The sequence below is a fragment of the Faecalibacterium sp. Marseille-Q4164 genome (assembly GCF_017377545.1).
Taxonomy (GTDB): domain Bacteria; phylum Bacillota; class Clostridia; order Oscillospirales; family Ruminococcaceae; genus Faecalibacterium; species Faecalibacterium duncaniae.
The window spans coordinates 304,585-322,626 of sequence record NZ_JAFREJ010000001.1 but is presented as its reverse complement, the minus strand read 5'-3'; the positions used below and the strand labels follow the sequence as shown (position 1 = coordinate 322,626).

At 57.5% G+C, this 18,042-nt stretch carries 15 protein-coding genes; 6 read left to right on the top strand and 9 right to left on the bottom strand.

Annotation, left to right across the window (positions count from 1 at the left end; translation table 11 throughout):
* Window positions 1-62: 62 nt before the first annotated feature.
* The 4 genes from J3352_RS01500 to coaD form a co-directional block, all read right to left on the bottom strand.
* Window positions 63-935, bottom strand: a complete 873-nt coding sequence (locus tag J3352_RS01500) for a 3-hydroxyacyl-CoA dehydrogenase family protein (protein WP_156065689.1) — start codon at window positions 933-935, stop codon at window positions 63-65.
* Between the two features lie 39 nt (window positions 936-974).
* Complete coding sequence (locus J3352_RS01495; protein ID WP_156065687.1) at window positions 975-1,760, bottom strand: enoyl-CoA hydratase-related protein; 786 nt, start codon at window positions 1,758-1,760, stop codon at window positions 975-977.
* 116 nt (window positions 1,761-1,876) lie between these two features.
* Window positions 1,877-3,091 carry an acetyl-CoA C-acetyltransferase gene (locus J3352_RS01490; RefSeq protein ID WP_005932742.1) on the bottom strand — a complete coding sequence of 405 codons (1,215 nt, stop codon included), beginning with the start codon at window positions 3,089-3,091 and terminating at the stop codon, window positions 1,877-1,879.
* Window positions 3,092-3,178: 87 nt separating this feature from the next.
* The gene (gene coaD, locus J3352_RS01485; RefSeq protein WP_005932740.1) at window positions 3,179-3,682 is read right to left on the bottom strand and encodes a pantetheine-phosphate adenylyltransferase; all 504 of its coding nucleotides are present in this window, start codon (window positions 3,680-3,682) and stop codon (window positions 3,179-3,181) included.
* A 374-nt stretch (window positions 3,683-4,056) separates the two neighbouring features.
* Here coaD and J3352_RS01480 point away from each other — a divergent pair, with 374 nt between their 5' ends.
* A complete protein-coding gene (locus J3352_RS01480) occupies window positions 4,057-5,403 on the top strand; it encodes a butyryl-CoA:acetate CoA-transferase (protein WP_154276266.1) in 1,347 nt (448 codons plus the stop codon).
* 51 nt (window positions 5,404-5,454) lie between these two features.
* Window positions 5,455-6,666 carry an AI-2E family transporter gene (locus J3352_RS01475; protein WP_156057923.1) on the top strand — a complete coding sequence of 404 codons (1,212 nt, stop codon included), beginning with the start codon at window positions 5,455-5,457 and terminating at the stop codon, window positions 6,664-6,666.
* A gap of 211 nt (window positions 6,667-6,877) precedes the next feature.
* On the opposite strand, the gene J3352_RS01470 is transcribed toward J3352_RS01475, so the two are convergent.
* The 3 genes from J3352_RS01470 to J3352_RS01460 all read right to left on the bottom strand — a co-directional run bounded on the left by J3352_RS01470 (window position 6,878) and on the right by J3352_RS01460 (window position 10,889).
* Window positions 6,878-8,302: a radical SAM protein gene (locus J3352_RS01470; protein ID WP_156065685.1), complete on the bottom strand. Its 1,425-nt coding sequence runs from the start codon at window positions 8,300-8,302 to the stop codon at window positions 6,878-6,880.
* 72 nt (window positions 8,303-8,374) lie between these two features.
* Window positions 8,375-10,150: an oleate hydratase gene (locus tag J3352_RS01465; RefSeq protein ID WP_156065683.1), complete on the bottom strand. Its 1,776-nt coding sequence runs from the start codon at window positions 10,148-10,150 to the stop codon at window positions 8,375-8,377.
* 148 nt (window positions 10,151-10,298) lie between these two features.
* Window positions 10,299-10,889, bottom strand: a complete 591-nt coding sequence (locus tag J3352_RS01460) for a TetR-like C-terminal domain-containing protein (RefSeq protein WP_242699835.1) — start codon at window positions 10,887-10,889, stop codon at window positions 10,299-10,301.
* A 299-nt stretch (window positions 10,890-11,188) separates the two neighbouring features.
* Between J3352_RS01460 and proC the strand changes: the two genes are divergently transcribed.
* From proC to J3352_RS01440, 4 genes are all read left to right on the top strand, one after another.
* A complete protein-coding gene (proC, locus tag J3352_RS01455) occupies window positions 11,189-11,995 on the top strand; it encodes a pyrroline-5-carboxylate reductase (protein WP_156065679.1) in 807 nt (268 codons plus the stop codon).
* A gap of 4 nt (window positions 11,996-11,999) precedes the next feature.
* Entirely contained in the window at window positions 12,000-12,776 is a 777-nt protein-coding gene (gene proB / locus J3352_RS01450; protein ID WP_156068726.1) for a glutamate 5-kinase, read from the top strand.
* Between the two features lie 3 nt (window positions 12,777-12,779).
* Window positions 12,780-14,042, top strand: coding sequence for a glutamate-5-semialdehyde dehydrogenase (locus J3352_RS01445; RefSeq protein WP_156066107.1), 1,263 nt, complete (start codon window positions 12,780-12,782; stop codon window positions 14,040-14,042).
* Window positions 14,043-14,440: 398 nt separating this feature from the next.
* Window positions 14,441-14,881 carry a methylglyoxal synthase gene (locus J3352_RS01440; protein ID WP_005932722.1) on the top strand — a complete coding sequence of 147 codons (441 nt, stop codon included), beginning with the start codon at window positions 14,441-14,443 and terminating at the stop codon, window positions 14,879-14,881.
* Window positions 14,882-15,001: 120 nt separating this feature from the next.
* Here J3352_RS01440 and J3352_RS01435 read toward each other — a convergent pair whose 3' ends face one another.
* Both J3352_RS01435 and J3352_RS01430 read right to left on the bottom strand, forming a co-directional pair.
* Window positions 15,002-17,020, bottom strand: coding sequence for an FAD-binding protein (locus J3352_RS01435; RefSeq protein ID WP_097772218.1), 2,019 nt, complete (start codon window positions 17,018-17,020; stop codon window positions 15,002-15,004).
* Window positions 17,021-17,318: 298 nt separating this feature from the next.
* The gene (locus tag J3352_RS01430) at window positions 17,319-18,020 is read right to left on the bottom strand and encodes a response regulator transcription factor (protein ID WP_097772219.1); all 702 of its coding nucleotides are present in this window, start codon (window positions 18,018-18,020) and stop codon (window positions 17,319-17,321) included.
* Between the last annotated feature and the right edge of the window lie 22 nt (window positions 18,021-18,042).

Genomic DNA, 18,042 nt, shown 5'->3' with positions numbered 1-18,042 from the left:
CGGTTGCAAACAAATTCCTCCCGACCGCTTTCCCCACGGCCGGGAGAAATGTTTATCAGAAATTACAGCTGGTCAACAGGGGTCTTGGTGCGGTCTGCGTTGTAAACGTAGAAGCCCTTGCCGGTCTTGCAACCCAGGTTGCCGCCGCGGACCATCTTGCGGATCAGCGGGCAGGCGCGATACTTGCTGTCGCCGGTCTCATGGTACAGGACATCCATGATGGCCAGGCAGATATCCAGGCCGATGAAGTCGCCCAGCTCCAGGGGTCCCATGGGGTGGTTGGCACCCAGCTTCATAGCGGTGTCGATGCCTGCGATATCGGAAACGCCCTCCATCTTGATGAAGGCAGCCTCATTGATCATGGGGATCAGGATGCGGTTGACCACAAAGCCTGCAGCCTCGTTGACCTGAACAGGGTTCTTGCCGATGGCAACGGAGATCTCCTTGATCTTCTCAACAGTCTCTGCGGGGGTGTTGCAGCCGGCGATGACCTCGATCAGCTTCATGCGGTCAGCGGGGTTGAAGAAGTGCATACCGACCAGAGGACGGCTCAGGCCCTTGCCGATCTCGGTGATGGACAGGGAGGAAGTGTTGGAAGCGAAGATGCACTCGGGCTTGCAGATCTTATCCAGCTCGCCGAAAGTGGTCTGCTTGACCTTCATATCCTCAAAAGCAGCCTCAACGACCAGGTCGCAGTCTGCGCACAGATTTTCCTTCAGGCCCGGGGTGATGGCTGCAACGATTGCGTCAGCCTTTTCCTGGGGAATCTTGCCCTTAGCAACCAGCTTCTCGTAGCCCTTCTTGATCTTTGCCAGGCCGTTCTCAGCCCACTCCTGCTTGATGTCGCACAGAGCAACGGTGTTGCCCTCAACCTGTGCAAATGCCTTTGCGATGCCCTGGCCCATAGTGCCAGCGCCGATAACACCGATCTTCATAGGAAATCTCTCCTTTAATATTAAAAATTATGTAATGGATTAGTTGTTGGTAAACACTGCCTTGGGCTTCGGTTTCTCACGGCTCAGGAAGCAGGCCATGCCCTCCTGCTGATCGTGGGTCTCGAAGCAATCGCCGAACAGCTTCTCCTCAACTTCCACAGCCTTCTCAATGGGCAGGCTGATGCCACCGTTGATGGCCTTCTTGCAGTTGCGCACTGCAATGGGAGCGTTTTTGGCGATCTTGCCGGCCAGCTTCAGCACGTTCTCCATCAGTTCAGCCTGCGGATATACGGCGTTGACCAGACCAATGCGGTAAGCCTCGTCTGCCTTGATGTTCAGGGCAGAGTAGACCAGCTGCTTTGCCATGCCCATGCCGACCAGACGTGCCAGACGCTGGGTGCCGCCGAAGCCCGGGGTGATGCCCAGACCAACTTCGGGCTGACCAAACACAGCGTTGTCAGAGCAGATGCGGATGTCGCAGCTCATGGCCAGCTCATTGCCGCCGCCCAGTGCAAAGCCATTGACGGCTGCAATGACGGGGATGGGGAAGCTCTCGATCATCAGGAACACGTCATTGCCCAGCTTGCCGAAAGCCTCGCCCTCTGCCTTGGTCATGGTGCTCATGGAGCCGATATCAGCGCCTGCAACGAAGCTCTTGTCGCCTTCGCCGGTCAGGACGATGCAGCGGATGGTCTCCTGATCGACAGCCTCAAAAGCTGCCTTCAGGTCTGCCAGAACCTCGGGGTTCAGGGCATTCAGTGCCTTGGGACGGTCGATGGTGATGATCTCGACAGCGCCCTGCACCTCGGTTTTTACAAAAGCCATTGTGAAAACCTCCAATTCAGATTCTCAGTGTTTCAAAACAGCTCCCGCGCCCCGGCAGAGTCTCCGGTCTGAGCCGAGGCGCGGGCTGTCATTCAATTCAATTCCAAAGGGGGAGCTTACATCTCAACGATGGTAGCGCAGCCCATGCCGCCGCCGATGCACAGAGTAGCCAGACCCTTGTGAGCACCACGGTGCTTCATAGCGTACAGCAGGGTGACCAGGATACGAGCGCCGGAAGCGCCGACCGGGTGGCCCAGAGCGATGGCGCCGCCGTTGACGTTCACCTTGCTCATATCGAAGTTCAGAGCCTGGCTGACAGCCACAGACTGTGCAGCAAATGCCTCGTTGGCCTCGATCAGGTCCATATCAGCAACAGTCAGGCCAGTCTTTGCCATGACCTTCTTGGTTGCTGCGATGGGGCCCAGACCCATGACCTCAGGCTCAACACCGGCCAGAGCGCCAGCGACCCAGGTTGCCAGAGGCTCAACGCCCAGCTCCTTGGCCTTTTCCTCGCTCATAATGACCAGAGCAGCAGCGCCATCGTTGATGGCGGAAGAGTTGCCTGCGGTCACAATGCCGTCCTTGGTGAAAGCGGGCTTCAGAGTTGCCAGCTTCTCGACCGGGGTCAGACGGGGGCCTTCATCGGTATCGAACACGGTGTCGCCCTTCTTGCCCTTGATGACAACAGGAACGATCTCATCCTTGAAAGCGCCGTCCTTGATGGCCTTGTCGGCCTTGACCTGGCTGTTGTAGGAGAACTCATCCAGCATCTCGCGGGTGATGGGGCTGTAGCCGTACTTCTTCTGGAAGGTCTCGTTGGTGCAGACATTCTCAGCGGTCATGCCCATGTGCTTGTTGAAGCCGGTGGCATCCCACAGAGCATCGTTGACCATGGTATCGACCAGCTCGCTCTTGCCCATGGGTGCGCCCATGCGGTAGCCGTAACGGCCCTTCATCATTGCAAAGGGAGCCATGTCCATGTTCTCCATGCCGCCTGCGACCACGATATCAGCATCGCCTGCCTCGATCATCTGAGCAGCCATGTTCACGCAGTTCAGACCGGAACCGCAGACCACGTTGACGGTGACAGCGGGGGTCTCGATGGGCAGGCCAGCCTTCAGGGAAGCCTGACGGGCAACGTTCTGGCCCAGACCAGCCTGGATCACGCAGCCCATGTAAACATGATCGACCTGCTCAGGCTTGACGTTTGCGCGGTTCAGAGCCTCCTTGATGACGATGGAGCCCAGCTCAGCAGCGGGGACGTTGGCAAGGGTGCCACCGAACTTACCAATGGCGGTACGGCATGCAGATGCGATAACGATCTTTTTCATGTGAATAGCCTCCTGATTGTGTATGTTGTGATTTAAGAAAGACTGTTTTATCAAAACGCCGAAGCGTTTCTTGCATAAGGAATGGGGTCAGACGTTCTCTCCCCTGCTGCGCAGCTCGGCCATCTTCTGCTCCACGGCGGCTTCCACATTCGGGGTAACGAACTTGGAGATGCTGCTGCCGTAGCGAGCGGCTTCCTTTACAATGGTAGAGGAAAGATAGCTCCACTTGATGCTGGTTGCAAGGAACATGGTCTCGATGCCGGGCATCAGCGCATGATTGGTCTGCGCCAACTGGATCTCGTTTTCAAAATCCGTTACCGCCCGCAGGCCCCGCACCATGACCGAAGCGTGGCGCTTCTTGGCGAACTCCACGGTCAGGCCGTCGAAGCTCTCCACCGTGACATTGGGGATACCCTTGCAGCATTCCTGCAGCAGGGCCACCCGCTCCTCCACGGTGAACAATGGGTGCTTTGCACTGTTGATGAGCACGGCCACGATCAGGTGATCGTTGATCTTTGCCGCGCGCTTGATGATATCGAGATGACCTCGTGTGACCGGATCGAACGACCCGGGGTAAACTGCAGTTGCCATCGGTTTTGTCCTCCTTGCGCGCCTTTGAAAAGCGCATTGGTTCTGACATGATAGCACTTTCCAGTTTGCTGTGCAAGATGTTCTTCTCTTCTGCTACGGTGTATCGTTAATTTTTAAACAATCCCACCCGCAGTGCCACGCTGCATCCTGCTACGCTATAAGTAAAGCACATCGTCAAAATTTTATCAAGTATTTTTTGTGTAAAATTTATTTTTTGTGCACCAAAGAATCTCTACAAAAAGCTAAGATTTTTAGTCATATTGCATCCAGCCCTGTTTTTTGCCGGGAAAGTATTGATTCTCTCGTTTGTTAATGATATAACTAAGTTGGAATTTACAATTCCTTTATGTTATTGTAAGAGAGGATGGTTTATAATGGATTTTACGGAATTGTATGCGCAGAAGAAAATGACAGCTGACCAGGCTGCCGCGTTGGTCAAAAGCGGCGACTGGGTGGATTACGGCTGGGCCGTGAACACCCCCGTTGCAGTGGACGCTGCCATTGCAAAGCGTCTGCCTGAGCTGGAGGATGTCAACTTCCGCGGCGGCATCCTGATGTGGGTGCCCGCCATCTTCCAGATCGAAGATCCTGCTGCCCACATGACCTGGAACAGCTGGCACATGGGCGGCATTGAGCGCAAGGCCATTGCCCAGGGCTTTTCCTTCTACTCCCCCATCCGCTACTCTGAACTGCCCCGCTACTACCGCGACAGCTCTGACCCCGTGGATGTGGCGGTGTTCCAGGTGACTCCCATGGACGAGCATGGCTATTTCAACTTTGGTCCCTGTGCTTCCCACCTGGGTGCCGTCTGCGATAAGGCCAAAAAGATCATCGTTGAGGTCAACCGGAACATGCCCAAATGCCTGGGCGGCACCGAGAACTGGGTGCACATCTCCCAGGTTGCCGGTGTTGTGGAGGGCAGCAACCCGCCCATCGGCCAGATGGCCGCTGCTGGTGCCGCCACCGAGGTCGATCTGAAGGTGGCAAACCTCATCGTCCCGCAGATCCCCGACGGTGCCTGCCTGCAGCTGGGCATCGGCGGTATGCCCAACGCCATCGGCAACCTGATCGCGCAGAGCGACCTGAAGGATCTGGGTGTGCACACCGAGATGTATGTGGATGCCTTTGTGGATATTGCAAAGGCAGGCAAGATCACCGGCCGCCACAAGAATCTGGACAAGGGCCGTCAGGTCTATGCCTTTGGTGCAGGCACCCAGAAGATGTACGATTACCTGAACAACAACCCGGAGTGCATGGCCGCTCCCGTGGAGTACACCAACGACATCCGCAGCATCTCCGCCATCGACAACTTCATCTCCATCAACAATGCGGTGGATATTGACCTGTTCGGTCAGGTGAACGCGGAGAGTGCAGGCATCAAGCACATTTCCGGTGCAGGCGGTCAGCTGGACTTTGTTCTGGGCGCATACCTTTCCAACGGCGGCAAGAGCTTCATCTGCCTGTCCTCTACCTTTATGAATAAAAAGACCGGCAAGCTGGAGAGCCGCATCCGTCCTACCCTGGAAAACGGCAGCATCGTCACCGACACCCGCGCAAACGTGCACTACCTGTGCACCGAGTACGGCTGTGTGAACCTGAAGGGACTGACCAGCTGGGAAAAGGCAGAAGCACTGATCAGTGTGGCACACCCCGATTTCCGGGACGAGCTGATCGCCGAAGCCGAAAAACTGCACATCTGGCGCAGGAGCAATAAGCGCTGACATTGCCGCAGGGAATCCTGCTGTCTGCGGCAGGAATGGAGTTTCTATGACATGATGGACAAAAAACCGCATATCAAACCCTATCTCTACGGAATGTTCGCGGGCTTTGGCGCGATCAGCCTGAGCATCCTCTTCTTTTTCCTGATCTACCGCTTTCAGGGCTTCGGCAACGCCGTTTCGACCCTGACCGGCATCCTGATGCCCTTTATCTACGGCAGTGTCATTGCCTATCTGCTCAAGCCGGTGTGCAACTGGATTGAAGCATTTCTCCACAAGCTGTTCCCGGAAAGGATGCACCGCTTTGCCAACATGCTGGCCGTTGCTCTGACCATCCTGTTCGGTCTGCTGCTGATCTACGCGCTGATCATGATGATCGTGCCGCAGCTCATCAACAGTGTGACCGCCCTGTACTTCACGGCGCGGGACAACATCGGCGACTTTGTGGAGTGGATCTCCAAGCAGGAGTTCATTGCCAACAACAAAAAGCTGCTGGACTTCATCGAGAACTCTTACGACAGCCTGGATGCCAACCTGGATGCCTGGATCAAGAACACCCTGCTCCCCTCCATGCAGAACATCCTCAGCGGTGCCGCTGTGGGCGTGGTGAACGTGGTGACCTGGATCAAGAATTTCGTCATCGGCCTCATCGTTTCGGTGTATCTGCTGGCCAGCCGGAAGAAATTCGGGCAGCAGGGCAAGCTCATCCTTTATAGTTTGGTCAAGCCCCGCTGGGCCGACCTCATCATGGAGGAAGTCCGTTACGCTGACCGGATGTTCGGCGGCTTCATCAACGGCAAGATCCTGGATTCCGCCATCATCGGCGTGCTGTGCTATATTGCCTGCCTGATCTTCAAGTTCCCCAGTGCCCTGCTGGTGTCGGTCATCATCGGCGTGACCAATGTTATCCCCTTCTTCGGCCCCTTCATCGGTGCCATTCCCGCCACCCTGCTCATCCTGATCCAGAACCCCATCAAGGCGCTCTGGTTCGTGCTGTTCGTTCTGGTGCTGCAGCAGGTGGACGGCAACATCATCGGACCCAAGATCCTGGGCAACACCACCGGCCTTTCCAGCTTCTGGGTGCTGTTCGCCATCCTGCTGTTCGGCGGCCTGTGGGGCTTTGTGGGCATGATTATCGGTGTGCCGCTGTTTGCTGTCATCTATGATGTCATCAAAAAGCTGGTGTTCCACGGCCTGAATCGCAACGACGAATCCGGCATGGTAAACCTCTACCACGATGCCTTCGGTGACCCCGACGACGAGTGATCCCAAACACAATAGAATCGCAAAACCGGCTCTGTCTCCTGCATGGGAGGCGGGGCCGGTTTTTGTATTCCTACCGCATGATTTTCTCAGAGCAGCCGAGAAACGCAAAGCTCCCCCTTCCCAGCGCTGTCTCGGCGCTTGGGGAAGGGGGAGCTTCAGCTTTCAGGGCGGATAAACCAAAAAGGGAGATTTCAGGGGGGAGTACCTGCAATTACTGCTGATTGGGCTTCCAATCCTTATAGTTCTCGTAGCGGCTCTCGCGGATCTTGGTATGGGACCAAATCTCGTCGGCGGTCGGCTGCCAGTTGGCGGCATAGGACTTGCACTTCTCGCACAGATGATCCACGCTTTCCGGGCTCTGCAGGTCGGTGCTGTGGGCACCGGTCTCGTGCACCATTTTTTCCAGCAGCTCGGGGTTTTCCAGCATGGGGCAGGGGCGCAGATGGTTCTTGTTGAAGGGCTGGCCGTTGTGGTAGGCCATGAACAGCGGACTCTGCAGGATCTCCAGGATGCTGCTGTCATGGATGTTGGCATTGGAGTAGTGGATGAACACGCAGGGCTCTGCGTCACCGGCCGAGTTGATGTGGAAGTAGTTGCGGCCGCCGGCAATGCAGCCGCCCACAAACTCGCCGTCGTTCTGGAAGTCCATGGGGTAGAACGGGATATCGCAGGCTTCACTGCGCAGATAGCGGATGCGCTGGATCATGTACTTGCGCTGCTCGGGAGAAGGCATCAGTTCAGGCGCTGCCTCGTTGCCCACGGGCATGTAGTGGAAGTAGAAGCCGAAGTGTGCACCCTTATCGCAGAGGAAACGCATGAACTCATCGCTGGTAACGGCTTCGATGTTGTCGCGGGTGTAGCAGATGGAGGTGCCGAACAGGATGCCGTGCTCCTTGAGCAGATCCATCGCGCGCATAACGGCAGCATAGTGGCCCTCGCCGCGGCGGGCATCGTTGGTCTCCGGGGTGCCCTCAATGGACAGCATAAACGCAATATTGCCCAGACGGACCACTTCTTTGCAGAACGGCTCATCGATCAGGGTGGAATTGGTGTAGATGGCAAACTGCACATCGTTGTGCTTCTCGGCCAGCTTGAGGATATCAGCCTTGCGCACCAGCGGCTCACCGCCGGTGAGCATGTACAGATAAACGCCCAGCTCCTTGCCCTCGGTGACGATCTTATCCATATCATCGAAGCTCAGGTTGTTCTTGTGGCCGTACTCACCGGCCCAGCAGCCCACGCAGTGCATATTGCAGGCAGAGGTGGGGTCAAACAGGATCAACCAGGGAATATTGCACTGATACTTGACACGATTCTCGCGGATGGTCTTGGTACCGCGGAAGAAGGCCTCATAGCCCAGGTTCAGGGCCGTTGTGCGGGCCACGTTGGGGTCCAGCTGGTTCAGCATACAGTTGATGAGCTTCGACCACTTGCTGTTGGGGTCGGTCAGGGTCTGCTTGGCATGTGCATAGGTCTCCTCGCTGAAGGAATTGCCGTAGAACTGCTTTGAAAGATCTACGATCTGTCCAACCGTCTTAGCGGGGTCCTTCTCGGCATGAGAAAGCACGAGATCCACAGTCTTGCCCAGTGCAGCACGCTGCATTTTGTGCGTCAGAGAATCAAATGCGGTATTCATTTTTATTTCCTCCAGATTCAATAGAATTTTACAGGGCTCTCTTCCCTGCCTGCCGGGCTGAATTCCCGGCGCTCAGATGATCTTATACTCCAGCAGCAGACGGCCCAGGTCGGTGTCCTGTACCTTTTCTGCCGCTTTTCCCAGTGCGAATTTTTTGATCCAGTTCATTTTCAGATCACTCAGGGGTTTGCCATCCCGCAGCTGAACAGCGGCGTTCAGCAGGTCGCGGACATCGTAGGTGCTGCCCCAAACCTCCGGCACGCCCCGGTCGATATCCAGCAGGGTGTACACAGCTTCCATGCCGGTGCGCATGGAATACTCGGTGGTGAAGATGGTATCCCGCTTCGTCTCGGCAAATTGGCCGATGAAGGCAAAGTTCACCGCGCCCTCCGGCACCACCGCCGGACGGTCGCCTGCCGCGCGGGGCATGAAAAAGGCTGTGATATAGGGCATCATTACGGGCACCGTATTGGCACTGTGCTCCGCCAGGTCCTCAATCTGGTTTTCGGGGACCCCCAGATGATACAGCCACTCCATGCAGATCTCCTTACCGGTGCAATCCCGCATGGGCTTTTTGATGTAGTCGCCGGGCGTGTTGCTGAACAGGCCATAGATCCAGCCCACGAGCTGGCCCTTGGGCTGATCCCGGAACTGGGGCTGACGGTTGAATGTCCAGCTGAGCAGCCAGCCGGAATCCCGCGCCGTGACGATGCCGCCCGTGACAGTCCTGCCGCTGAACGGGTCACGCTGGCAGATGTTCTGGATGTAGGGCACGATGCGTTCGTCCAGCGTGGTGACCGTGGCACTCATCCAGTTGGTCTGTTCCGGATCGGAGCAGAACTTCTCCGGGCGGCCAAAGGCCTCATCCTGCGCGGCGATCTTCTTCCACAGATCCCAACCGTTGCCGGGCCGGAGCGTGGGGTTGAACACTGCAGGCTGATCCTGGGAGCCGATGGAGGTGCTTTCCACGCAGCCGCCGTTGGTGATGAACACCAGATCATTCTCGGTCAGGTCCACCCGTTCCGCTTCATCGTCCACCAGCAGGCAGATGGTCCTGGCCTGCTTTTTGCCCCCGGTCAGCTCAAACTCAATGTTGGTGACCTTGGTGTTGTAGTGGAAGCGCACGCCGTGCCCTTCCAGATAGCGGATCATGGGCAGGATCATGCTCTCGTACTGGTTGTACCGGGTAAAGCGCAGTGCCCGCAGATCAGGCAGACCGCCCACATGGTGGATGTAGCGCTTCAGATAGAGCTTCATTTCCAGTGCGCTGTGCCAGTTCTCAAAGGCGAACATGGTGCGCCAGTAAAGCCAGAAGTTGGAAGAGAACACCTCCGCGTCAAAGACATCGGTGATGCGCTTATCATAGAGCTGCTCATCCGGGGTAAAAAAGAGCTTGATGAGTTCCATGCAGCCCTGATCCGAAAGGCCGAACTTCCCATCGGTGTGGGCGTTCTGCCCCCGGTTTTCCGTGGCGCGGCAGAGCGAGTAGTTGGGGTCTGCCTTGTTCAGCCAGTAGTATTCATCCAGCACGCTTGCGCCCTCGGTCTCAAGCGACGGGATGGAACGGAACAGATCCCACATGACTTCGAAATGGTCATCCATCTCCCGGCCGCCTCGCATCACATAGCCGATGCCGGGGTACTGGCAGCCATCACAGGCACCGCCGGGGATGGATCCCTTTTCAAAGAGATGGATGTGTTCCCCTTTCATCTGACCGTCGCGGACCAGGTAGCAGGCAGCTGTCAGCGCCGCCAGACCGGTGCCCACGAGATAGGCCGATTTCCGATCCACTCCCGCAGGCTTTTTCGGGCGCGCAAATGCCTCATAGTTCCCGCTGGAATAATACATTTTATTCCCTCCGTTTGCTGTGGTTTCCAGGTTTTCACCTTTCATTTTGCGCTGATCATACTGTAACATTTTGTCAAACGGAAAGCCATAAACAGAAAAAGCACCGTGATGGAAAACCCATCACGGTGCCCGGATTGATAAAATATTGTCAGTCGTCAAAAACTGCGGGGCTGCGGTCGGTGCGGAAGCGGCGGAGCGCCCGCTCAAGCTCGCCATGAAGCAGAACATTCAGCCGCTCGGTCATCCGGACGGGGTCCTCCTTCATGTCCTTGCGGATCCATTCCAGCGCCATGCCCACCAGCGCGTATTTGTAAAAGTCGATGATGAACTGCTTGTCGGAATCCTGCACGGTAAAGCCCTGCGCACTGCGGTCCACAAAGTCCCGCAGCATGGGGTCCAGCAGTTTATATAAGTACTGTTCCACCTGCTCACGGCTCACGGAGCGGTAAACATTCATCACCAGAACCTTGTTGTCCTGCACCTGATGCAGGATGTCCAGAAAGGCATCTGTCCAGTTCTCAAAGCTCTGTCTGCCCTCCAGCGCCTTGGCGGCATCTTCGACCATGATCCAATCCACGAGGTCGTAGATGTCCTTGAAGTGGTAGTAGAAGGTCATACGGTTCACGCCGCAGTCCTCTGTGATATCATTGATGGTGATCTTATTCAGCGGCTTTTGAAGCAGCAGCTTTTTCAGCGATGCTTCCAGCGCCCTTTTTGTAGTTTGCGACACGAGATCCATCCTTTCCCAGCGGCACACACTGTGCCGCTGACCGTGGTGGCCGCCCTATGGGGCCAGAGAAGTAAGAATACTTCCTCTATACTATAACGCAAATGCCCCCCGTTTTGCAAGTTCAAAATCTCTCATTTTGATATTTTTTTCACGTTCTTCTCCATTTTGCAGCCGTCCCGCCGCCTTTTTGCCGGGTTTCCGGGAGGTTCCTCTTGATTTTCTGGCTCCGGATGCTTACAATGGATGGAGTGGAACGAATGTGCGTTCCATTTATTTCTTTCCGAGTGAGAAAGGAAGGGAAAGTAAGTATGATCAAGACCATCGGATTTTTAGGCTGTGGGAACATGGGCGGTGCCATTGCGCGGGCCGTCTGCAAGGCTGCCGACCCACAGAACGTTTATCTTGCCAACCGCACTACTGCCAAGGCAGAGGCGCTGGCCGCAGAGCTGGGCTGCAACACCACCACGAACGCCGAAGTGGCGGGCCGCTCCGACCTGATCTTTCTGGCGGTCAAGCCCCAGATGATGGAGGCTCTGCTGGCCCCGCTCCGGTTTACCCTGAACGAGCGTCCGAGCCGCTTCATCCTTTGCAGCATGGCAGCTGGGCTTTCCATCGCGCGCATCCAGGAGATGGCGGGGGAAGATTACCCCGTGATCCGCATCATGCCCAACACCCCGGCTTCGGTGGGGGCAGGCATGATCCAATATTGCTCCGCCAATGTGACAGCGGAGGAGGAGCAGGAGTTTCTGAAGCTGATGGCACCCGCCGGGCGGCTGGACGCTGTGCCCGAGGCCCTGATCGACGCGGCAAGCAGCGTTTCCGGCTGCGGCCCGGCCTGGGTGTACCAGTTCATTGAAGCGCTGGCCGATGGCGGCGTGGCCTGCGGCCTGCCCCGGGCCAAGGCACAGGAATATGCTGCCCAGATGGTATTGGGCAGCGCCAAGCTGGTGCTGGAAAGCGGAAAACACCCCGGTGAGCTCAAGGATGCGGTGTGCAGCCCCGGCGGCAGCACCATTCAGGGCGTGCGCGTGCTGGAAGAGCACGGCTTCCGCGGCGCGGTGACCGATGCGGTGATTGCTGCCTACGACAAGACAAAGGAAATGGGAAAGGGTTAAGTTTATGCGCATCGTCGTCAAAGTGGGCACCTCCACGCTGGCACACTCCACCGGGCGGCTGAACATCCGCCACACAGAGGATCTGGTCAAGGTGCTGAGCGACCTGAAGAACGCAGGGCACCAGGTCATTCTCGTCTCGTCCGGTGCCATCGGCATGGGAGTGGGCAAGCTGTCCCTGCCCTCCCGCCCCGGTGATATGGCCACCAAGCAGGCCTGCGCCGCTGTGGGCCAGTGTGAGCTGATGTACACCTACGACCGCCTGTTCACCGCCTACAACCACAACGTGGCGCAGATCCTGCTCACCGGCGTGGATGTGGAGCACGAGGGACGGCGGTTGAATTTCCAGAACACCCTGACCCGGCTGCTGGAGCTGGGTGCGCTGCCCATCATCAACGAGAACGACACCGTTGCCACTGATGAGATCACCTCCATCGGCGACAATGACACGCTGGCCGCCATCGTCACCTGCTGCATCCATGCGGATCTGCTGGTGCTGCTGAGCGACATCGACGGCCTGTACACCGCCAACCCCCACACCCACCCGGACGCAAAGCTCATCCCGCTGGTAGAGCGCATCACTCCGGAGGTGCTGGCGCTGGCAGACGGGGCAGGCTCCGCATTGGGCACTGGCGGCATGTCCACCAAGCTCCGTGCCGCCCAGATGGTAACGGCAGAGGGCGCGGACATGGTGATCGCCAACGGCTCCCACCCGGAGCTGCTCTACGACATTGCAGACGGCAGACCCGCAGGCACCCGCTTTGCGGGCAGAAAGGAGGGCTGATCCATGACGACACAGGAGATCCTGGAAGCCGCCCGCGCGGCAAGAAGCGCGCTGGGCCTTTCTTCGGGCGAGGTGCGCCGCGCCGCCCTGCTGGGCATGGCAGAGGCGCTCTGTTCCCCTGCCCGCCAGCAGGCCATTCTGGATGCCAATGCCGCCGATCTGGAAGCCGCCAGAGGGCACATCTCGGAGGTCATGCTGGACCGGTTGGCCCTGACACCGGAGCGCATCAGCGCCATGGCAAAGGGCATCCGGGAAGTGGCTGACCTGCCCGACCCGGTGGGCAAAGTTCTGCGCCGGGTGGAGCGCCCCAACGGGCTGGTCATCGAAAAGACCGCCGTGCCCATGGGCGTGATTGCCATCATCTACGAGAGCCGCCCCAACGTGACCAGCGATGCCGCCGCCCTTGCCATCAAGAGCGGCAATGCCTGCATCCTGCGGTGCGGCAGGGAGGCATGGCGCAGTGCCAACGCCATTGTAACGGCTCTGCGGGAGGGTCTGCGGACAAACGGCCTGCCCGAAACAGCGGTCTGCCTGATCGAGGACACCACCCACGCCTCGGCCAACGCCCTGATGACGGCGGTGGGCTATGTGGATCTGCTCATCCCGCGCGGCGGGGCCGGGCTCATCCACGCCTGTGTGGAAAATGCAAAAGTCCCCTGCATCCAGACCGGTACCGGCATCTGCCACATCTTCGTGGATGCTTCTGCCGAGCAGGATAAGGCGCTGGACATTATCGAAAACGCCAAGGCCAGCCGCCCCAGCGTCTGCAACGCGGAGGAGGTGTGCCTAGTGCACCGTAACATTGCGGCAGAATTCCTGCCCAAACTGGCCCGGCGGCTGGGCCCTGACCGCACCGCAAAGGGGCTGCACCCAGTGGAGCTGCGGCTGGACCCGCGTGCCGCCGCCATCATCCCCGGCACACCTGCAGGCCCTGCCGATTTTGACACCGAGTTCCTGGACTACATCCTGGCCGTCAAGGTCGTGGACAGCGTGGGGGAGGCCGTCGGCCACATCGCCTCGCACTCCACCGGCCACAGCGAAGCCATCCTGACCCGGGACGAGGCCCATGCCGCCCTCTTTACGGCGGCGGTGGACAGCGCGGCGGTCTACGTCAACTGCTCCACCCGCTTTACCGATGGCGGGGAGTTCGGGCTGGGGTGCGAGATGGGCATTTCCACCCAGAAGCTCCACGCCCGGGGCCCCATGGGGCTGGAAGAGCTGTGCAGCTACAAGTACATCATTCACGGCAGCGGCCAGATCCGCTGAACCGTTCAATTGCGAAAACATTTTTCCGTTTTTTTCTTACAGGCCGCCGTGGAAGGACAGCGGCCTGTATTTTTGTTTTGCAGGGATGGACTGTTTTTGTTATAGAAACACTTTCGCCCCAAAATTTCGAAAATTATTTTTCTGTTCGTATCACGATGTATTTTTCATTTCTCCATTCTGTACAAAAATAAAGTCGTACTTTTATCGGAAATTAGGGTAAAAATTCTCATTTTCCCCTTGACAACCCATATTTCGACGCGGTAAAACTATATTGGAAAGTATGGGAACAAGTTCGGCGGGGCGCTCTGAAGTGCGCCCGGAACTGTCCTTCCCACAACTGCAATCCATTTCAAACAGATGTCCGCATGACGACACTAGTACAAAGGAGAGAGCGAATTATGACAATTGCCATCCTTGCACATGATTCCCGCAAAGAACTTGCACTTCAGTTCTGCACCGCCTACAGTGGTATCCTGTCCCGGAACACTGTCATTGCCACCGGTACCACCGGCCGGATGTTGAACCAGGCCACCGGCTTGCCAGTTCACTGTTACCTCTCCGGAAAGCTGGGCGGCATTCAGCAGATCACCGCCCGTGTTGCCTGTGATGAAGTGGATCTGGTGCTGTTCTTCCGCGACCCGCTCCGGGCCGACAGCGGCAGCTCCAACGAGCAGAATCTGCTCCGCCTGTGCGATATGCACAGCGTACCCATTGCCACCAACATTGCCACCGCCGAGGTACTGCTCCGCGGCATGGATCAGGGGGATCTGGACTACCGGGAAGGGATGCACCCGCCGGTGATCGAGCCTCTGGCCGCTCCCCGCCGCGCCGTGTGCTGAGGACTGCCTGACATTTTTTGTGTATAGAGGGAAACGTAAAACAGCGCCGCCGAAGCTTTTCAGGGCTTCAGCGGCGCTGCATTTTTATGCGGTTTTCAGTTCATTTTCCGGGGAGTGGCATCATTCCAGACCGGCCATCTGCTTGACGGCCTTCATGGCGAAGGTCAGGGTGCGGCCCATGGCAACACCAGCCATGAGGCAGGGATAGTTGTTGGCAAAGAAGCTGCCGGACATATCGCCGGTGATATACAGGCCGGGCATGGGCTTGTTATCGTTGTCCAGAGCCTGACCCTTTTCGTTGATGGCAATGCCCTGCTCAGTGGTCAGCAGAGAGGCACCCAGCCAGCAGCCGTAGAAGGGCGCGGTACGGATGGCGCTGAGGCGGTAAGCCGGCTTGCCGAAGTCCTCATCGTTCTGCTTGTCGTAGAGCTCGTTGTAGCGCTCCACAGTGGCAAGGAAGGTGTCCTTGGCAGCGCCAGTAAAGCCCATCTTGTCAGCCAGCTCGTCCAGCGTATCGCACTTGAACAATGCACCGGCCTCGATCGCCTCGTCCATCTTACCCTGAATGTACTTCTCACCGCCGTTACGGGTCTGGGCAGAGCAGCCGATGGTGTGGAAACGCTTTGCGTCCTCCAGAATGTTGGCATCGCAGATCTGTGCGTAGACACGGCCCGGCTGGTGAGCAGCAGCGTAGACGATGTCATTGTAGGGGCTGCTCTCGTTGGCAAAGCGCTCGCCGTTGCGGTTCACCTTCAGGAAGGGCTGGGTGCCGGGGTTGTACTGACGGATGGTACCAGGGAAAGCCTTGCCGCCAAAGGCAGTGTCGCTGTCCACATAGCCGCCATCCACACCGGGGGCCACGATGCCGCGGTCAAACAGCATGGGAGCGGCCTCCTTGTCCAGATTGGCACCGGCCCACATTGCAGCCCGGATGCCGTAGCCCTTATCGGAGGGAGAGTAGGAGCATGCGGTGGTGACGGAAGTGCCCAGGGGATCCAGCTGCTCCATCATGTAGGGGTTGCCGGGGAAGCCGCCACAGGCCAGCAGCACGCCCTTGTTGGCGTTGTAGCGGATGAAGTGGTCATCCTCGGTGCTCTGGGCGATGATGCCGGTAATGCGGCCATCGCTGTTCTTTTCCAGCTTGGCCAGACTGGTCTTGAAGTCCACATCGTAGCCCAGCTCCTGAATGTACTGAAGCAGCAGCTCGTTCCGGGCGGCACCACTGGAGCGATCATAGGTATACTCGATCTCGGGGTACATATAATCGGTGTTGTGCTCGGCGTTTTCTGCAGGCCATTTGGCCTCGTCACCGTAGGTGTAGATCATCTTCACGCCGTACTTGTCCTCCATGATGGAGCGGACAAATTCGATCATCTCGGCAGACTCGTTGATCCAGGTCTTGACCACGCGCTGATCACACTTGCCGGAAGCGTAACGGGAGACCTCGCTCAGCAGCTTGGCACGATCCATCTTGATGCCCTGTTCCTGAGCGCCAAAGCCGTCCACGGCACCCACCCAGTGACGGGTATCCTGCACATTGCCGTTCTGCTCGATGACACGGAAGTTCAGGCCCTTGGCAGCGGCATAAGCAGCAGCGAACATACCACCGTTGCCGGCACCCACGATGAGGATATCGGTGTCCACGGTCTCGGTGATGGCAGCCTCGTCAATGTCAGGCTCCTTGCCCAGCCAATCGGTCTCGTCGCCGGTGGGCAGCTGAACGGAAGTTACAGTTGCCTCTCCCTTTGCCTGTGCAAAGCAGCTCTTGGCGGCCTTCTTCACGGCATCGGAGGTGATGGTGGAGCCGGACACGCCGTCGATCTCGTCAGAGCCGGCGTTCAGCAGCTGGTTCTTCAACTCCTCGGCAGCAGCAGCGCCGTAGGAAGCGGTCTCGCCGGAGGTATCGACCACAACGTCGGTCACAGCACTGTCAGAGAAGGTCATGGTGACCTTGACGGTAGAGGAAATGCCCTCAGCAGTGCCGGTGTAGGTACCGGGGGTGTAGCTGCCTGCTGCACCGGCGGAAGCGGCGGTGGAGGAGCTTGCAGCGTTGCAGGCAGCCAGTGCACCGGCGGTGACACCGGACATGGCAGCGGCAGCGGCGATCTTCAGAAAGCCTTTACGCGAGATCTTGTTCATGCTTGGATGATCCTTTCTTCTCTTTTTCTGTTCTTATTCTTCGATTTTCCTTCTTATCCGAAACGCACCGCCACAATACGGCGCAAACTTCGTTCGATAATAAATTAACACAAAGTCCGCCTGTTGTCTTTTAAGAATTCTTAAACATCTTTTCCGTTTCTTCGCTGGGAAATTCCTGTTTTCCACTTTGTTTGATAAATAACGGTCAAATCAGAGCAGAAAAAAGCACCCACGGCTTAAGTTTCCTTAAGAAGCGGGTGCTTTGAGGATTAACGATATTTAAGACAGCAAAACCATTTCAGGCTTCCGTCTCCCCTTCCGGGCGGAAAATATAGCCTTTGCCCCAGACATTTTTGAGGTAGATGGGCTTTGCGGGGTCGGGCTCGATCTTACTGCGGAGGTTATGGATATGCACCTGCACAGTGCGGACATCCCCCAGGCTCTCCTTCCCCCAGATCTTCCGGTAAAGCTCGTTTGCGGTAAAGAAGGTGTTGGGATGCCGGATGAAGAGGGTCAGGATGCGGTACTCCATGTCGGCCAGATGGATGCTCCGGCCATCCTTTTCCACGCAATGGCTGTTGGAATCCAGCGTAAAGGCCGCACAGTGGTAGCCGCTGACGCTGGGCTCTGCGGCATCCATCTGGACACGGCGGATGTTTGCCATGATGCGGGCCAGCAGGACTTTGTGGTTGTAGGGCTTGGTCAGGAAATCATCGCCGCCCAATTCCAGTGCTCGTACCACTGTGTCTGTATCGTCCAGACAGGAAGTAAAAATGATGGGGCAGTGGTGCCAGCTGCGCAGGCGCTGGCACAGATCCATGCCGTTGGTGTCCGGCAGAAGGATATCCATCAGGATCACATCGAACTTTTCCCGGGCGTGGCTCAGCGCTTCGCCGCCGGTGTCAGCACAGACCACCTCAAAATTCTGCTGACATTTCAAGAAATAGCTGGTAGTGTCCCGGATCACCGGATCATCTTCCACCAGAAGAATGCGGATCATGCGGTTTGCCCTCCCCTTTTCG

Excerpts from the sequence above, each read along its gene's own strand:
- J3352_RS01465 (WP_156065683.1), bottom strand. The coding sequence starts at position 10,150 with ATGTATTATTCCAGCGGGAACTATGAGGCATTTGCGCGCCCGAAAAAG.
- J3352_RS01440 (WP_005932722.1), top strand. The coding sequence starts at position 14,441 with ATGACAATTGCCATCCTTGCACATGATTCCCGCAAAGAACTTGCACTT.
- J3352_RS01495 (WP_156065687.1), bottom strand. The coding sequence starts at position 1,760 with ATGGCTTTTGTAAAAACCGAGGTGCAGGGCGCTGTCGAGATCATCACC.
- proB (WP_156068726.1), top strand. The coding sequence starts at position 12,000 with ATGCGCATCGTCGTCAAAGTGGGCACCTCCACGCTGGCACACTCCACC.
- J3352_RS01500 (WP_156065689.1), bottom strand. The coding sequence starts at position 935 with ATGAAGATCGGTGTTATCGGCGCTGGCACTATGGGCCAGGGCATCGCA.
- J3352_RS01470 (WP_156065685.1), bottom strand. The coding sequence starts at position 8,302 with ATGAATACCGCATTTGATTCTCTGACGCACAAAATGCAGCGTGCTGCA.
- proC (WP_156065679.1), top strand. The coding sequence starts at position 11,189 with ATGATCAAGACCATCGGATTTTTAGGCTGTGGGAACATGGGCGGTGCC.
- J3352_RS01480 (WP_154276266.1), top strand. The coding sequence starts at position 4,057 with ATGGATTTTACGGAATTGTATGCGCAGAAGAAAATGACAGCTGACCAG.
- J3352_RS01435 (WP_097772218.1), bottom strand. The coding sequence starts at position 17,020 with ATGAACAAGATCTCGCGTAAAGGCTTTCTGAAGATCGCCGCTGCCGCT.
- J3352_RS01490 (WP_005932742.1), bottom strand. The coding sequence starts at position 3,091 with ATGAAAAAGATCGTTATCGCATCTGCATGCCGTACCGCCATTGGTAAG.
- coaD (WP_005932740.1), bottom strand. The coding sequence starts at position 3,682 with ATGGCAACTGCAGTTTACCCCGGGTCGTTCGATCCGGTCACACGAGGT.
- J3352_RS01475 (WP_156057923.1), top strand. The coding sequence starts at position 5,455 with ATGATGGACAAAAAACCGCATATCAAACCCTATCTCTACGGAATGTTC.
- J3352_RS01430 (WP_097772219.1), bottom strand. The coding sequence starts at position 18,020 with ATGATCCGCATTCTTCTGGTGGAAGATGATCCGGTGATCCGGGACACT.
- J3352_RS01460 (WP_242699835.1), bottom strand. The coding sequence starts at position 10,889 with ATGGATCTCGTGTCGCAAACTACAAAAAGGGCGCTGGAAGCATCGCTG.
- J3352_RS01445 (WP_156066107.1), top strand. The coding sequence starts at position 12,780 with ATGACGACACAGGAGATCCTGGAAGCCGCCCGCGCGGCAAGAAGCGCG.